We start from the raw sequence: 15,603 nt of genomic DNA on the forward strand, positions 1-15,603 counted from the left end.
GGGGCCTGTGTCGCTCCCACCGAAAGCCGGACAGCCAAGAACACGGCCCACCGATCTGGTTACCCAAGAGGTGTCCGTCTTGCGACCGTGGGGTCTTCGACAGATGCGAGCGCGACCTGCTCCGTCCGAGGCGCGCAGGCCCGCAGCGCAACTTGTAGCATACGGGGACAGCCAGGCACGGTCAACGCCAGGGTAGGCGAGACGGTAGAGGCCGGGATGGATCAGGCCATATCCTCCAACTGCGCACCCCGCGCCCTTGATCGAACAGGGCCGAGGGACGGCAGCCGCAGGGGCCAGCTCCCCGGATGCCACCGCCTGTGCCGCCCCCTCTCACAGGGGTGGACGCGGGCAGCAGCGCTTCCGCAGCCACCACCCTACGCGACAGGCTCTATCACCTTGGCCACCACCCCTGACACAGCGCCGTCAATCCACGCCGAGGACGAGGACGGCGACGCCGTCCGCCGCGACGCCGCGCCCGCCGAGACCAGCCGCGCCAGCCGCTCCTGGTGGGACCGCAACGCCGACGAGTACCAGGACGAGCACGGCGAGTTCCTCGGCGACGACCGCTTCACCTGGTGCCCGGAGGGCCTCGACGAGGCCGAGGCCCGGCTGCTCGGCCCCGCCGGGTCGCTGCGCGGGCTGGACGTGCTGGAGATCGGCGCCGGCGCCGCCCAGTGCTCGCGCTGGCTGGCCGCCCAGGGGGCCCGGCCGGTGGCCCTGGACCTCTCCTTCCGCCAGCTCCAGCACTCCCGGCGGATCGACCTCGGCCGCGGCGGCGAGCCGGTCGCGGTGGTGCAGGCGGACGCCGAGGTGCTGCCGTTCGCCGACGGCGCCTTCGACCTGGCCTGCTCGGCGTACGGCGCCGTGCCGTTCTGCGCCGACACCGCCGCGCTGATGCGCGAGGTCCACCGGGTGCTGCGGCCGGGCGGACGCTGGGTCTTCTCCGTCACCCACCCGATCCGCTGGGCCTTCCCCGACGAACCCGGCCCGGAGGGGCTGACGGCGACCGCCTCGTACTTCGACCGCACCCCGTACGTCGAGCAGGACGAGACCGGGCAGGCCACGTACGTCGAACACCACCGCACCCTCGGCGACCGGGTCCGGGAGCTCACGGCGGCCGGGTTCCAGCTGCTCGACCTGGTCGAGCCGGAGTGGCCGGCCGGCCTGGAGCAGGAGTGGGGCGGCTGGAGCCCGCTGCGCGGGCGGCACTTCCCCGGTACCGCGATCTTCGTGGCGCGCCGCGGCTGATGGTGCTGAACCCCGGGCTGGAACTCCCCGTCCGCACCGCCGTCCCCGCACTGGGCCGCGCCCTCGACGAACGCGGCGTGGCCGTGCTCGCGGCGCCGCCGGGGACGGGCAAGACCACCCTGGTGCCGCTCGCGCTGGCCGGGCTGCTGGACGCCTTCCCCGGGCCGGTGCGGCGGGTCCTGGTCGCCGAGCCGCGCCGGCTCGCCGTCCGGGCGGCGGCCCGGCGGATGGCCTGGCTGCTGGGCTCCGAACTCGGCGGCACCGTCGGTTACAGCATCCGGGGCGACCGGCGGACCGGGCCCGGCACGGTGGTGGAGGTGGTCACCACCGGGGTGCTGCTCCAGCGGCTCCAGCGCGACCAGGAGCTGCCCGGGGTCGACGTGGTGATCCTGGACGAGTGCCACGAACGGCACCTGGACGCCGACACCGCGCTCGCCTTCCTGCTGGACGTCCGCGCCGCACTCCGCCCGGAGCTGCGGCTGGTCTGCGCCTCGGCCACCTCCGACACCGAGGCCTGGGCCGCACTGCTGGGCGGCCCGGACGAGGGCCCGGCGCCGGTGATCGAAGCACACGGCACCTCGCACGCCGTCGACGTGATCTGGGCGCCCCCCGCCCGCCTCGCCCGCCCCGCGCAGGGCACCCGCACCGACCCGGCACTGCTGGAACACGTCGCGGCGACCGTCCGGCGGGCACTCTCGGAGCACCCCGGCGACGTGCTCTGCTTCCTGCCCGGCGTCGGCGAGATCGCACGGGTGGCCGCCCGGCTGGACGTCGACGCCGAGGTGCTGCAACTGCACGGCCAGGCGCCGCAGGCCGTCCAGGACGCGGCGCTCACCCCGGGGAACGGACGCCGGGTGATCCTGGCGACCTCGGTGGCCGAGTCCTCGCTGACCGTCCCGGGGGTCCGGATCGTGGTGGACTCCGGGCTGGCCCGCGAACCGCGCACCGACCACGCCCGCGGACTGGCCGGGCTGGTGACCGTCCGGTCCTCGCTCGCGGCCGGCCGGCAACGGGCCGGACGGGCCGGACGCGAAGCACCGGGGGTGGTGTACCGCTGCTGGTCGGAGGCGGAGGACGCGCTCGCCGTACGCTTCCCCACCCCGGAGATCGCCCTCGCCGACCTGACCGCCTTCGCCCTGCAGGCCGCCTGCTGGGGCGACCCGGACGCACGCGGGCTGGCACTGCCCGACCCGCCGCCGGGCGGGGCGATGGCGGCCGCCCGGCAGACCCTGGCCGCACTCGGCGCGGTGGACGCCGACGGGCGGGCCACCGAACGCGGCCGGCGGATCGCCCGCGCCGGGCTGCACCCCCGGCTGGGCCGGGCGCTGCTGGACGGCGCCGCCCTGGTCGGCTCGCGGCGCGCGGCGGAGCTGGTCGCGCTGCTCTCGGAGGAGCCGCCCCGGGCGCTCGGCGACGACCTGCTCGCCGTCCTGCGGGCCGTCCGCGCGGGGCGGGACGGCTACGCCGCACGCTGGCGCGAGGAGGTCCGGCGGCTGCGCGCCGGCGACACACCCCAGACCGCGCTGCCGGACACCGCCGCGGCGGGCCTGGTCGTCGCGCTCGCCCACCCCGAACGGATCGCCCGCGCCCGGACGGCCGAGGGCCCGTACCTGATGGCCTCCGGAACGGCCGCCGAGGCCACCCCCGGTTCGGCGCTGGCCGGGGCGCCCTGGCTGGCGGTCGCGGTCGCCGACCGGCCGGCCGGCTCGCCGTCGGCCCGGATCCGGCGGGCGGTCGCACTGGACGAGGAGACCGCACGGCTGGCCGGGGCCTCACTGCTGACCGAGCGCGAAGAGGTCCGCTGGGCGGTGCCGCCCGGCGGACGCCGGGGCGAGGTGGCGGCCCGCCGGGTGGAGACGCTGGGGGCGATCGAGCTGGCCTCGGCGACACTCACCTCCCCCGACCGGGCGCTGGTCCGCGAAGCACTGCTGGACGGGCTGGCCCGCGAAGGGGCCGACGCGCTGCTGACCTGGTCCCAGGCGGCCGTCGCGCTGCGCGAGCGCCTCGCCTTCCTGCACCGCGCGCTCGGGGCGCCCTGGCCCGACGTCGGCGAGGCCGCGCTCGCGCAGCCCGACTGGCTGGAGCCCGAACTCTCCCGGGCCCGGCGCCGCGCCGACCTGGAACGGATCGGCGTCGCCTCGGCGCTCCAACGGCTGCTGCCCTGGACGACCGGCGAGGCCGGGCGCCTCGACGAGCTGGCACCGGAGCGGATCACCGTGCCGAGCGGCTCACGGGTGCGGGTCGACTACTCCGGCGAGCGGCCGGTCCTCGCCGTCAAACTCCAGGAACTGTTCGGCTGGCAGGCCGCACCGGCCCTCGCGGGCGGCCGGGTGCCGCTCACCGTCCACCTGCTCTCCCCCGCCGGCCGGCCGGCCGCCGTCACCGGCGACCTCGCCACGTTCTGGCGCGAGGGCTACCGGGCCGTCCGCGCCGACCTGCGCGGCCGGTACCCGCGTCACCCCTGGCCGGAGGACCCCGGCGCCGCCCAGCCGACCCGGCACCTCAACCCGCGGAAGTGACGCTGCCGGGTCACCGCGCACGGGCTCTCCCCGTGCGCCCCGTGGGTGAACAGGGCGCTCGGGGACGGGGACGGCGAAGGACTCGGCACGCCCTGCTGAGCCCTGCCGCAGGTGAGGACCTGCCCGGCCGCGTCCCGCACGCAGTCGGCGGCGTCCGGCGCGGGCGCCGGGCGGCAGGTGGTGCACGCACTCGGCGGCAGCTCCGTACGCCGCCCGGACGACGGCGCCGGGGCGCTCGGCGCCGCGCTGCTCCTCGGCACGGCGCCGGAGGGCTGCCCGGGCACCGGCGCGGCCGCGGGCGCCGAGCCGGGCTGTGCGCCCGGCGGCGCGGAGGGGGCGCCGGAGAGGGACGACGGTACGGCCACCGGCAGGCCGAGCGGCCGGGCGGAGGCCGTCGCGCCGACGGGCGCTCCCGGCTCCGCCGGAGCCGCCGACCCGGGCCCGGCCACCGCCCACCCGAGCCCCGCCACCGCCAGCACGGCCACGCCCCCGACCACCGCGAGGCGTACCCGTCTCCCCCTGGACCGCTCCACCATGTCTCCCCCGGACTCGACGAATCGCGGGGCATCGTAGCGCGCGGAAAAGTCGGGCGGCCCGCCCGGCTCGTGCGGTGCAGCGGCGCGGGGGCCGCGCCGGGCGGCGGGAGCGGCACCGCGCCCGCCGCGCCGGGAGCGAGCCGCAGGTCAGTGCGCGGCCACCTCCCAGTTGGCGCCGACGCCGACCGAGACGTCCAGCGGGGCGCGCAGCGGGTAGGCCCCGGCCATCTGCTCACGGACGATCGACTCGACCTGCTCGCGCTCGCCCGGCGCCAGCTCCAGGACGATTTCGTCGTGCACCTGGAGCAGCATCCGGGTGGCGACCTTCGCCTCCGTCAGCGCGCGGTCGACGTTCAGCATGGCGATCTTGACGATGTCGGCGGCCGAGCCCTGGATCGGGGCGTTCAGGGCCATCCGCTCGGCCATCTCGCGGCGCTGGCGGTTGTCGCTGGTCAGGTCGGGCAGGTAGCGGCGGCGGCCGAGCAGCGTCTCGGTGTACCCGACGGCGCGGGCCTCCTCGACCACCCGGTGCAGGTAGTCGCGGACGCCGCCGAAGCGCTCGAAGTAGGTGTCCATCAGGCCCTGTGCCTCGCCGGGCTTGATGCCGAGCTGCTGCGAGAGCCCGTACGCGGAGAGCCCGTACGCGAGGCCGTAGGACATCGCCTTGATCTTGCGGCGCATCTCGGCGTCGACGGCGTCGCGCTCGACGCCGAAAACCGAGGAGGCGACGGTGGTGTGCAGGTCCTCGCCGGAGGCGAAGGCTTCGAGCAGGGCCTCGTCCTCGGAGAGGTGAGCCATGATCCGCAGCTCGATCTGCGAGTAGTCGGCCGTCAGCAGCGACTCGTACCCCTCGCCGACCACGAAGGCGCGGCGGATCATCCGGCCCTCCTCGGTGCGGACCGGGATGTTCTGCAGGTTCGGGTCCTGCGAGGAGAGTCGGCCGGTGGCGGCGACCATCTGGTTGAAGGTGGTGTGGATCCGGCCCTGCGGGGAGACCGTCTTGAGCAGGCCCTCGACGGTGGTGCGCAGCTTGGCCTGGTCGCGGTGGCGGAGCAGGATGACCGGCAGCTCGTTGGTGGTCTGGCCGGCCAGCCAGGTGAGCGCGTCGGCGTCGGTGGTGAAGCCGGTCTTGATCTTCTTGGTCTTGGGCAGGTTGAGCTCGCCGAAGAGGATCTCCTGGAGCTGCTTGGGCGAGCCGAGGTTGAAGGGGCGCCCGGCGGCGGCGTGCGCCTCCTCGACCACCCGCTGGATCTCGGCGGCGAACTGGGCCTCGATGGTGGTCAGCCACGCACGGTCGGCGGCGATGCCGGTGCGCTCCATCCGGGCCAGCAGCTCGGCGATCGGCAGCTCCATCTCGTGCAGCAGCTCGGTGGCGCCGACCTCGGCGAGCCGGTTCTCGAAGTACCCGGCGAGGTCGAGGACGGCGCGGGCCTGGGTCATCAGGGCCTGGGCGCCGGCCGTCGGGTCGTGCTCGGGCGCGTCGAACGAGAGCTGCCCGCTCTCGGCCGCGGCGGCGGGGGCCAGCGAGCGCGCCAGGTACTCCTCGGCGAGCACGTCCAGGGTGAAGGTGCGGCGGCCGGGCTTGTCCAGGTACGCGGCGAGGGCGGTGTCGGCGGCGACCCCGGCGATCTGCCAGCCCTGCTCGGCGAAGGCGCGCATCACCTGCTTGGCGATGTGCAGCGCCTTGGGCCGCTCCGGGTCGGCGAGCCAGCCGGCGAAGGCCCGCTCGTCGGTCTCGTCCAGCTCGGCCGGGTCGAACCAGGCGGCGGTCTCGCCGGCGGCGAGCGCGATCTCCTGGACCCGGCCGGAGCCGAGCGCCCACTCGTAGACGGCGGCGACGGCGACCCGGCCGCCCGCGGCGTCCGCGTGCTCGGCGAGCCAGCCGGCCAGTGCGCCGGGCTCGGTGAGCACGCTGCCCTCGACGGCGAGGCCCGGGGAGGCCGCGGCCTCCTCGGCCGGCTCGACGCCGCCCGGGTCGACGCCGTAGACCCGGTCCCGGAAGTTGGGGTTGCGGAACTCCAGGCTCTCCATCAGCCGGCCGACGGCCTCGCGGTCGAACGGAGCGCGGGCCAGCTCGGGCACGGTGAGCGGGAGTTCGACCTCGCGGACCAGCTCGGTGAGCACCCGGTTGCGCTTGACGGAGTCGAGGTGCTCGCGCAGCTTCTCGCCGATCTTGCCCTTGACCTCGTCGGCGCGGGCGACCAGCTCGTCGAAGGAGCCGAACTGGTTGACCCACTTGGCGGCCGTCTTCTCGCCGACGCCGGGGATGCCGGGGAGGTTGTCCGACGGGTCACCGCGCAGGGCGGCCAAGTCCGGGTACTGGGACGGCGTCACGCCGTACTTCTCGGCGACCTTCTCGGGGGTGTAGCGGGTGAGCTCGGAGACGCCCTTGGTGGGGTACAGCACCGTGACACGGTCGCTGACCAGCTGGAGCGCGTCCCGGTCGCCGGTGACGATCAGGACCTCGAAGCCCTCGGCCGCGGCGGCGGTCGCCAGGGTGGCGATGATGTCGTCCGCCTCGAAGTTCTCCACCGACATCCGGGAGATCTTCATGGCGTCGAGCAGCTCGTGGATCAGGCCGATCTGGCTCTTGAACTCGTCCGGCGTCTTGGCCCGGTTCGCCTTGTAGTCGGGGAACTCCTCGGACCGGAAGGTCTTGCGGGAGAGGTCGAAGGCCACCGCGAGGTGGGTCGGCTGCTCGTCCCGGACGGTGTTGGCGAGCATCGAGGCGAAGCCGTACACCGCGTTGGTGGGCTGGCCCGTCACGGTGTTGAAGTTCTCCACCGGCAGGGCGAACCACGCCCGGTAGGCCATGGAGTGTCCGTCGAGCAGCATCAGCCTGCCACTCGCCGCACTCTTCCCTGCACTCTGCGTAGCCACGTCAACGTCCGTTCCTGCCGATTCCACTGCCGACAACTGATCCTATGGCCCGCCGCCGACAAGTCCCCCGACCGCACCGGCCCGCCGTACGATCACTGGCAACAGGTACGAAGCCAGCAGGCACGAAGCGACCCCTGAACGGCAAGGAGCACCATGACCGACTCGGCCCCGGTTCTGAACGTCCCGCAGGACGTCCTGGACCACTTCGCGAAGCTCGGCGTCGACCCGACCACCTTCAGCGGTGGCCTGCTCGGCGAGAAGCTGGGACTGCGGATCGTCGAGGCGTCCGGGGACCGGGTGGTCGGCACCATGCCCGTCGAGGGCAACCAGCAGCCGTACGGGCTGCTGCACGGCGGGGCCTCCGCCGCCCTCGCCGAGACGCTCGGCTCGATAGGCGCGATGCTGCACGCCGGCCCCGGCCGGTACGCGGTCGGCGTCGACCTGAACGCCACCCACCACCGCTCGGCGACCTCCGGCCTGGTGACGGGGGTGGCGACCGCCGTCTTCAAGGGCCGGACGGCCGCGACGTACGAGATCGCGATCACCGACGACACCGGGAAGCGGATCACCAGCTGTCGGCTGACCTGCATGCTGCGGGATCTCTGAGCGAGGCTTTACCGGGGGGCATGGGGGGCATGGCGGGCCCTCGCGGCAGGTGCGGCGCCGTACCTGCCGGTTTCGCGCAGTTCCCCGCGCCCCTGGGTAGTGCCTGGCGGGTCCCAAGGGCAAGTGCGGCGCCGTGCCTTCCGTTTCGCGCAGTTCTCCCCCAGCCTTCGGCCGGGAGGTACCCCCACGCGCCCCTGGGGAGTGCCTGGCGGGCCCTGACGGCGGGTGCGCCGCCGTGGGAGTGCAACCGTTGTCGTCACGTCGTTTGGCTGCCGGTTCGGGTGGGCAGGCCATGGCCTGACGAGGGGCGGCGGTATGTCCGGCACGGGACGGGGCGACAGTGCTCACGGTGCGCTCGGCCCGGTGGAGGCGGCCGGGGGCACCGAGGTGCGGCCGGGGCCGGCCCGGCGGCCCGGGCCGACGCGGCGTCAGTGGTACGGGCTCGCCGCCCTGTTGCTGACGGCGGGCGTGCTGCTGGCGGCCCGTGAGCATGCCGGGCGGCCCGCTCCGGAGGCCAACTCGCCGCCTCCGTACCCCTCTCAGGCGGCGGCCTTCAGCTACCTGGGGCCCCTGCGCGACGCCGTGCCCGGCGGCCGGGAGTTCACGCTGAAGGTACGGGCCGCCGCCACCGGCCGGGTCCCGTACGCGATCGTCGCGGTGCGCCAGGAGTACCGGGGGATCAGCACCTCGCTGGACGGAACCGCGCTGCCGGCCACGGTCGGGCCGGGGCGGCCGGCCGAGCTCACCCTCGTGTACCGGGTGACCGACTGCGCGGCGGCGCCGCGCGATGCGGGGATGCCTCTGCTGGATGTAACGCTACGTAACACGCGGGCAATCCAGACCGTCAGCCAGATCCTGGGGGCGGATTACGCCCGCGACCTGTCCCGGAATCTGCACATCATCTGCCCGGATACCGATATCCGGACATCCACGCCCGTTCCAGCCATCCCGGACAGCGTTATCCGATATCCGGACACGGCCCTCATTACCAGGGTTTCTGAAGCCGCGAGCCCTTCCGCCACCTGAGACGTCCTGCACCAACTGACGTCCGCTCAGGCGCAAACGACCAGAATGTGAGACTACTCCGTCATGTCCGCATAACAAGAGAATCACAGCATGCCCGCACCCCTGCCCGAGCCGCCGAACCAGGTTTAGAGTCACGGCCAGTCACCGCGCCAACGGATTAGGCCTGGCCCCAGCGCGCGACCCGGTACCTCGCCACCTCCGGCCGGTGCCTTTCCTCAGAAAGGGAACCCTCGTGCGTAATCGTTCACTCCTCGTCGTGAGCATCGCAGTCGTCGGAGCGCTCTCCCTCTCCGCCTGCGGCTCCCGCGGCGGAAGCAAGTCCGGCTCCGACAACGCGGGCGGCACGGTTGTCACCATCGGCGTCGACGCCCCGCTCACCGGCCCGCTCTCCGCGCTCGGCCTGGGCATCCAGCACTCCACCGAGCTCGCCGCGAAGGTCGCCAACGCCAACAACGAGGTTCCCGGCGTCACCTTCAAGGTGACCGCCCTCGACGACAAGGCCTCGCCGCAGGAAGGCCAGCAGAACGCCACCGCGCTGGTCGCCGACAAGACCGTCATGGGCGTCGTCGGCCCGCTGAACTCGGGCGTCGCCCAGTCGATGCAACAGGTCTTCGAGTCCGCGACCCTGACCGAGGTCTCCCCCGCCAACACCAACCCGGCGCTGACCCAGGGCGACAAGTACGACACCACGAAGAAGCGTCAGTTCAAGACCTACTTCCGGACCGCCACCACCGACGCGATCCAGGGCCCCTTCGCCGCCCAGTACGCCTACACGGACCAGGGCAAGAAGAAGGCCTACCTGATCGACGACAAGAAGACCTACGGCGTCGGCCTGGTCGCGGCCTTCCAGAAGGAGTTCACCAAGCTCGGTGGCACCATCACCGGCTCGGACCACATCGACGACAACAACCTGGACTTCTCCGCCGTCGCCACCAAGGCCAAGGCCGCCGGCGCCGACATCATCTACTACGGCGGCGAGTACCCCCAGTCCGGCCCGCTCACCGACCAGCTCAAGAAGGCCGGCGTCACCGCTCCGGTCATGGGCGGCGACGGCATGTACGACCCCGAGTACATCAAGAAGGCCAACAACAACGCCAACGGCGACCTGGCCACCTCGGTCGGCGCCCCGGTCGAGCAGCTCGACTCCGCCAAGAAGTTCGTCGCCGACTACAAGGCCGCCAACTACGCCGACCCGTACGCCGCTTACGGCGGCTACTCCTACGACGCCGCCTGGTCCATCGTCCAGAGCGTCAAGGCCGTCGTCGCCGCCAACGGCGGCAAGCTGCCCTCCGACGCCCGCAGCAAGGTCGTCGACGGCATGAGCAAGGTCAGCTTCGACGGCGTGACCGGCAAGGTCGCCTTCGACGAGTTCGGCGACGCCGTCAACAAGCAGCTCACCGTGTACGTCGTCAAGGACAACGCCTGGACCGTCGCCAAGACCGGCACCTACGCCGGCTGACCGACCGTCACACCAGCGGCGACAGCCGCACCGGACACACACGAACCACCCAGCGGGGGCGCTGCCAACCAGCGCCCCCGCCGTGCTCCACAGGTTCGAGCGAACCCCACACCGAACCCACCACACCGAAACCCCCTCGGAGGCCCAGCGGTGCACGAACTGCCGCAGCAGCTGGCCAACGGCCTGATCCTCGGCTCCCTCTACGGGCTGATCGCGGTCGGCTACACAATGGTCTACGGCATTGTCCAGCTCATCAACTTCGCCCACGGCGAGATCTTCATGACGGGTGGGTTCGGAGCCCTCACCACCTACCTCGTCCTCCCGTCCGGCACCAGTCTGTGGCTGGCGCTTCCCCTCATGCTGCTCGGCGGCGTGCTCGTCTCCGTCGTGGTCGCCGTCACCGTCGAACGCTTCGCCTACCGGCCGCTGCGCGGCGCGCCCAAGCTCGCGCCGCTGATCACCGCCATCGGCCTCTCCATCACCCTCCAGCAGCTCTGCGAGCAGCTGTACCCCGGCGCCCGGGCCGGCCGCAGCTTCCCCCAACTGCCCGGCGGCGCCACCCACATCGGCAGCGTCACCCTGCAGCCCGCGGACTTCTACCTCTTCATCGCCGCCCCGCTGTGCATGGGCGCACTCGCCGCCTTCGTCGGCAAGACCCGCACCGGCCGCGGCATGCAGGCCACCGCGCAGGACCCGGACACCGCGAAGCTGATGGGCATCAACACCGACCGCATCATCGTCATCGCGTTCGCCCTCGGCGCCGCCTTCGCCGCCATCGCCGCCATCGGCTGGGGCCTGCGCTACGGCCAGGTCGCCCCCACCATGGGCTTCCTCGCCGGACTCAAGGCCTTCACCGCCGCCGTCCTCGGCGGCATCGGCAACATCTACGGCGCCATGCTCGGCGGGCTGGTCCTCGGCATCGCGGAGTCCCTCGCCACCGCCTACATGCAGAACGTCCCCGGCATGCACCAGCTCGGCGGCAACTCCTGGGCCAACGTCTGGGCCTTCGTCCTCCTCATCGTCGTGCTCCTCGTCAGGCCACAAGGCCTACTCGGCGAACGCGTCACGGACCGAGCCTGAGGAAGCGGGAGACCCACACACCATGACCACCACCGTGCGCAGCGCCATCCCCATGCCGCCCGCGGCCGCCAAGGCCCTGGTCGCCACCGGCGGCCTCGCCACCGCCGCCAGCACCTTCGTCCACTGGACCTGGACCTCCGCCTTCCCCGGCGACCTCACCGTCGACGGCTACCCCGGCGGCCTCCAGATCCTCACCCTCGTCGCCGGACTGCTCACCGCCCTCTTCGCGCTCCCGCTGTACGGAGTCAGGGGCACCCGCTGGCTCACCCCGGCCGGCCCCGCGGCCCCCGCGCTCCTGCTCGCCACCGGCGGGTTCGCCACCACCTGGTTCACCCTGATCGCCATCAGCTACGAACTCGGCGGCATCGCCAACCTCGAACCCGGCGGCTACATCGCCGGCGTCGCCTCCGCCCTCCCGCTGATCGGCGCCCTCGGCCTGCCCCACCGCTCCACCACCACCGCCCGGCCCCAGGGCGTCAAGGCGGGCATCCGGCACTACCTCGGCGCCTTCGGCCGGCTGATCGGCCCCGGCGCGGACCTCAAGCCCGCCGAGCCGCTGGACCGCTGGACCGAGATCCTCGTGATCATCACCGCCGCCGCCCTCGGCCTCGTCGTCTTCACCTACGGCATCGTCACCGAGTACGGCGAGCTCTTCGCCGGATTCCTCGTCCTCACCGCCTTCTGCGCCTGGGCCCTCATCAGGTCCGGACTCCTGGCCCGGCTCACCGCCATCACCGCCCGCCACCGCGGCACCGCCACCGCCGCGGCCTTCGCCGCAGCCGCCGCCTTCCCCTTCACCCAGAGCGACGACCACTTCGCGACCGTCGGCGTCAACATCCTCATCTTCGCCACCGTCGCCCTCGGCCTGAACGTCGTCGTCGGCCTCGCCGGCCTGCTCGACCTCGGCTACGTCGCCTTCCTCGGCGTCGGCGCCTACGCCGCGGCCCTGGTCTCCGGCTCCACCTCCTCCCCCGTCGGCCTGCACTTCCCCTTCTGGGCCGCCGCACTCACCGGCATGGGAGCCGCCCTGGTCTTCGGCGTCGTCATCGGCGCCCCCACCCTGCGGCTGCGCGGCGACTACCTCGCCATCGTCACCCTCGGCTTCGGAGAGATCTTCCGCATCGCCGTCAACAGCCTCGACGGCATCTCCGGCCCCAAGATCACCAACGGGCCCAACGGCATCCGCAACATCCCGGACCTCAACGTCCTCGGCTTCAACTTCGGGATCGAGCACACCTTCGGCAGCTTCACGCTCGGCCGCTTCGCCAACTACTTCCTGCTGATGCTCCTCTTCACCGGCATCGTCGTGGTCGTCTTCAGCCGCGCCAACGACTCCCGGATCGGCCGCGCCTGGGTCGCCATCCGCGAGGACGAGACCGCCGCCCAGGCCATGGGCATCAACGGCTTCCGGCTCAAGCTCCTCGCCTTCGCCCTCGGCGCCTCCCTCGCCGGACTCGCCGGCACCGTCATGGCCCACGTCAGCTACAGCGTCGTGCCCGACCCGTACCAGTTCGCCGGCCCCGTGCCCCCCAACAGCGCCTTCCTGGTCGCCGCCGTCGTCCTCGGCGGCATGGGCACCGTCAGCGGACCCCTCCTCGGCGCCACCCTGCTCTACCTGATCCCCGAGAAGCTGGTCTTCCTGAAGAACTACCAGCTGCTCTTCTTCGGCATCGCCCTCGTCCTGCTCATGCGACTGCGCCCCGAAGGCCTCATCGCAGGCCGCCGCCAACAGCTCGAATTCCACGAGGACGAGGACGACAGCCACGAGTCGGCCGAGCCCGGCGAACCCGCACTCACCACGGCAGGGGCGTGACCCGCACCATGACCACCAGCACCGTCCCCGCCCCGCGCCCCGCCGAGAACGCCACCGCGACACCCGTACTCGAAGCCCGCGGCGTCATCATGCGCTTCGGCGGCCTCACCGCCGTCAACAACGTCGACCTCACCGTCAACAGCGGCGAGATCGTCGGCCTCATCGGCCCCAACGGCGCCGGCAAGACCACCTTCTTCAACTGCCTCACCGGCCTGTACGTCCCCACCGAGGGCACCGTCAGCTACAAGGGCACCGTCCTGCCGCCCAAACCCCACCTGGTCACCCAGGCCGGCATCGCCCGCACCTTCCAGAACATCCGGCTCTTCGCCAACATGACCGTCCTGGAGAACGTCCTCGTCGGCCGCCACAGCCGCACCAAGGAAGGCCTCTTCTCGGCCATCCTCCGCGGCCCCGGCTACAAGCGCGCCGAAGCCGAGAGCCGCGAACGCGCCATGGAACTCCTGGAGTTCACCGGACTCGCCGCCAAGGCCGAACACCTCGCCCGCAACCTCCCCTACGGCGAGCAGCGCAAGCTCGAAATCGCCCGCGCCCTCGCCAGCGAACCCGGCCTCCTCCTGCTCGACGAGCCGACCGCCGGCATGAACCCGCAGGAGACCCGCGCCGCCGAGGAGCTGGTCTTCGCGATCCGGGACAAGGGCATCGCCATCCTGGTCATCGAGCACGACATGCGGTTCATCTTCAACCTCTGCGACCGCACCGCCGTCCTCGTCCAGGGCCAGAAGATCGTCGAAGGCGACCGCGAAACCGTCCAGAGCGACGAACGCGTCATCACCGCCTACCTCGGCGCCCCCCTCGAAGGCACCACCGACAGCGCCACCGCCGGCACCACGAACACCACCGAGAGCACCACCGAAGCGGCACCGAGCACCGGGACCGCCGAGGACACGGACGCGGACGCGGACGCCGACGAGGGCACCAACAGCACGGACAGCACGGAGGCCGACCAGTGACCGCTCTGCTCGAGGTCAAGGACCTCCGCGTCTCCTACGGCAAGATCGAAGCCGTCAAGGGCATCAGCTTCACCGTCAACCAGGGCGAAGTCACCACCCTCATCGGCACCAACGGCGCCGGCAAGACCACGACGCTGCGCACCCTTTCCGGACTGCTCAAGCCCACCGCGGGGACGATCGTCTTCGACGGTGCTCCGCTGAACGCCGTCCCCGCTCACAAGATCGTCTCGCTCGGGCTGGCCCACTCCCCCGAAGGCCGGCACATCTTCCCCCGGATGACCATCGAGGAGAACCTGCTCCTCGGCGCGTTCCTCCGCAAGGACACCCCGGGCATCACCGAGGACGTCGAGCGCGCCTACACGCTCTTCCCCATCCTCGGCGAACGACGCAAGCAGGCCGCAGGCACCCTCTCCGGCGGCGAGCAGCAGATGCTCGCCATGGGACGGGCCCTGATGTCCCGCCCCAAGCTGCTGATGCTCGACGAGCCCTCGATGGGCCTCTCGCCGCTGATGATGCAGAAGATCATGGCGACGATCGTCGAACTCAAGGCCGCCGGCACCACCGTGCTGCTCGTCGAGCAGAACGCCCAGGCCGCGCTCTCGCTCTCCGACACCGGCTACGTGATGGAGATCGGCCGCATCGTCCTCACCGGCACCGGCGCGGACCTCCTCCACGACGAGTCCGTCCGCAAGGCGTACCTCGGCGAGGACTGAGCCCGTACACACGGAAGGCCCGGCCGCCGCTGCGGCCGGGCCTTCCGTGTTCTCTCCTCAGCCCTCGGACTGGGCGGCCTCGGACTTCTTCTTGTCCTGCGCCACGCCCTCCTCGATCACGGCCTCGGCGACGGCGGCCATCGTCATCCGGCGGTCCATCGAGGTCTTCTGGATCCACCGGAAGGCGGCCGGCTCGTTCAGCCCGAACTTGGTCTGCAGCACGCTCTTCGCGCGGTCGACCAGCTTGCGGGTCTCCAGGCGCTGGGTGAGGTCGGCGATCTCCTCCTCCAGCGTGCGCATCTCGGTGTAACGCGAGACGGCCATCTCGATCGCCGGCACCAGGTCGCTCTTGCTGAACGGCTTCACGATGTACGCCATCGCACCCGCGTCCCGCGCCCGGTCGACCAGCTCGCGCTGCGAGAACGCGGTGAGCATCAGGACGGGCGCGAGGTGCGCGGCGTGGATCTGCTCGGCAGCCGACAACCCGTCCAGGACGGGCATCTTCACGTCGAGGATCGCCAGGTCGGGGCGGAGTTCCTCGACCAGCTTCACGGCCGTCGCACCGTCCCCGGCCTCGCCGACGACGGTGTAGCCCTCCTCCTCCAGCATCTCCTTGAGGTCGAGACGGATCAGCGTCTCGTCCTCGGCGATCACAATTCGGGTGATCTGGGGCGACTCGGTCTCAAGCGGCTGGGGCTGCTCGTCGGCGGTGCTCACGGGGCTCCTCGTTCCGGCGGGGGTACTGCATGCAT

12 protein-coding genes are annotated in these 15,603 nt (G+C 72.4%); 10 read left to right on the forward strand and 2 right to left on the reverse strand.

Annotated features, from left to right (window positions below):
* Positions 1-396 precede the first annotated feature (396 nt).
* The 3 genes from ABD330_RS19655 (at position 397) to ABD330_RS19665 (ending at position 4,340) form a co-directional block, all read left to right on the forward strand.
* The gene (locus tag ABD330_RS19655) at positions 397-1,248 is read left to right on the forward strand and encodes a class I SAM-dependent methyltransferase (RefSeq protein WP_344466849.1); all 852 of its coding nucleotides are present in this window, start codon (positions 397-399) and stop codon (positions 1,246-1,248) included.
* Positions 1,248-3,767, forward strand: a complete 2,520-nt coding sequence (hrpB, locus tag ABD330_RS19660) for an ATP-dependent helicase HrpB (protein ID WP_344466851.1) — start codon at positions 1,248-1,250, stop codon at positions 3,765-3,767. The genes ABD330_RS19655 and hrpB overlap by 1 nt, the downstream gene beginning before the upstream one ends.
* Before the next feature lie 111 nt (positions 3,768-3,878).
* A complete protein-coding gene (locus ABD330_RS19665; protein ID WP_344466853.1) occupies positions 3,879-4,340 on the forward strand; it encodes a hypothetical protein in 462 nt (153 codons plus the stop codon).
* A 110-nt stretch (positions 4,341-4,450) separates the two neighbouring features.
* On the opposite strand, the gene polA is transcribed toward ABD330_RS19665, so the two are convergent.
* On the reverse strand, positions 4,451-7,138 hold the full coding sequence (gene polA, locus ABD330_RS19670; protein ID WP_344466968.1) for a DNA polymerase I: 2,688 nt from the start codon (positions 7,136-7,138) through the stop codon (positions 4,451-4,453).
* A gap of 198 nt (positions 7,139-7,336) precedes the next feature.
* Between polA and ABD330_RS19675 the strand changes: the two genes are divergently transcribed.
* The 7 genes from ABD330_RS19675 to ABD330_RS19705 all read left to right on the forward strand — a co-directional run bounded on the left by ABD330_RS19675 (position 7,337) and on the right by ABD330_RS19705 (position 14,851).
* On the forward strand, positions 7,337-7,789 hold the full coding sequence (locus ABD330_RS19675; protein WP_344466856.1) for a PaaI family thioesterase: 453 nt from the start codon (positions 7,337-7,339) through the stop codon (positions 7,787-7,789).
* Between the two features lie 315 nt (positions 7,790-8,104).
* Positions 8,105-8,815, forward strand: a complete 711-nt coding sequence (locus ABD330_RS19680; RefSeq protein ID WP_344466858.1) for a hypothetical protein — start codon at positions 8,105-8,107, stop codon at positions 8,813-8,815.
* Positions 8,816-9,047: 232 nt separating this feature from the next.
* Positions 9,048-10,274 carry a branched-chain amino acid ABC transporter substrate-binding protein gene (locus tag ABD330_RS19685; RefSeq protein WP_344466860.1) on the forward strand — a complete coding sequence of 409 codons (1,227 nt, stop codon included), beginning with the start codon at positions 9,048-9,050 and terminating at the stop codon, positions 10,272-10,274.
* A 150-nt stretch (positions 10,275-10,424) separates the two neighbouring features.
* Positions 10,425-11,354, forward strand: coding sequence for a branched-chain amino acid ABC transporter permease (locus ABD330_RS19690; RefSeq protein WP_344466862.1), 930 nt, complete (start codon positions 10,425-10,427; stop codon positions 11,352-11,354).
* 22 nt (positions 11,355-11,376) lie between these two features.
* Positions 11,377-13,167 carry a branched-chain amino acid ABC transporter permease gene (locus tag ABD330_RS19695; RefSeq protein WP_344466864.1) on the forward strand — a complete coding sequence of 597 codons (1,791 nt, stop codon included), beginning with the start codon at positions 11,377-11,379 and terminating at the stop codon, positions 13,165-13,167.
* Positions 13,168-13,175: 8 nt separating this feature from the next.
* The gene (locus tag ABD330_RS19700; protein ID WP_344466970.1) at positions 13,176-14,138 is read left to right on the forward strand and encodes an ABC transporter ATP-binding protein; all 963 of its coding nucleotides are present in this window, start codon (positions 13,176-13,178) and stop codon (positions 14,136-14,138) included.
* Entirely contained in the window at positions 14,135-14,851 is a 717-nt protein-coding gene (locus ABD330_RS19705; RefSeq protein ID WP_344466866.1) for an ABC transporter ATP-binding protein, read from the forward strand. Before ABD330_RS19700 ends, ABD330_RS19705 begins: the two co-directional genes overlap by 4 nt.
* A gap of 57 nt (positions 14,852-14,908) precedes the next feature.
* On the opposite strand, the gene ABD330_RS19710 is transcribed toward ABD330_RS19705, so the two are convergent.
* The gene (locus ABD330_RS19710) at positions 14,909-15,568 is read right to left on the reverse strand and encodes an ANTAR domain-containing response regulator (protein ID WP_344466868.1); all 660 of its coding nucleotides are present in this window, start codon (positions 15,566-15,568) and stop codon (positions 14,909-14,911) included.
* Positions 15,569-15,603: the final 35 nt, after the last annotated feature.

This window comes from Kitasatospora kazusensis (assembly GCF_039529945.1).
GTDB lineage: Bacteria > Actinomycetota > Actinomycetes > Streptomycetales > Streptomycetaceae > Kitasatospora > Kitasatospora kazusensis.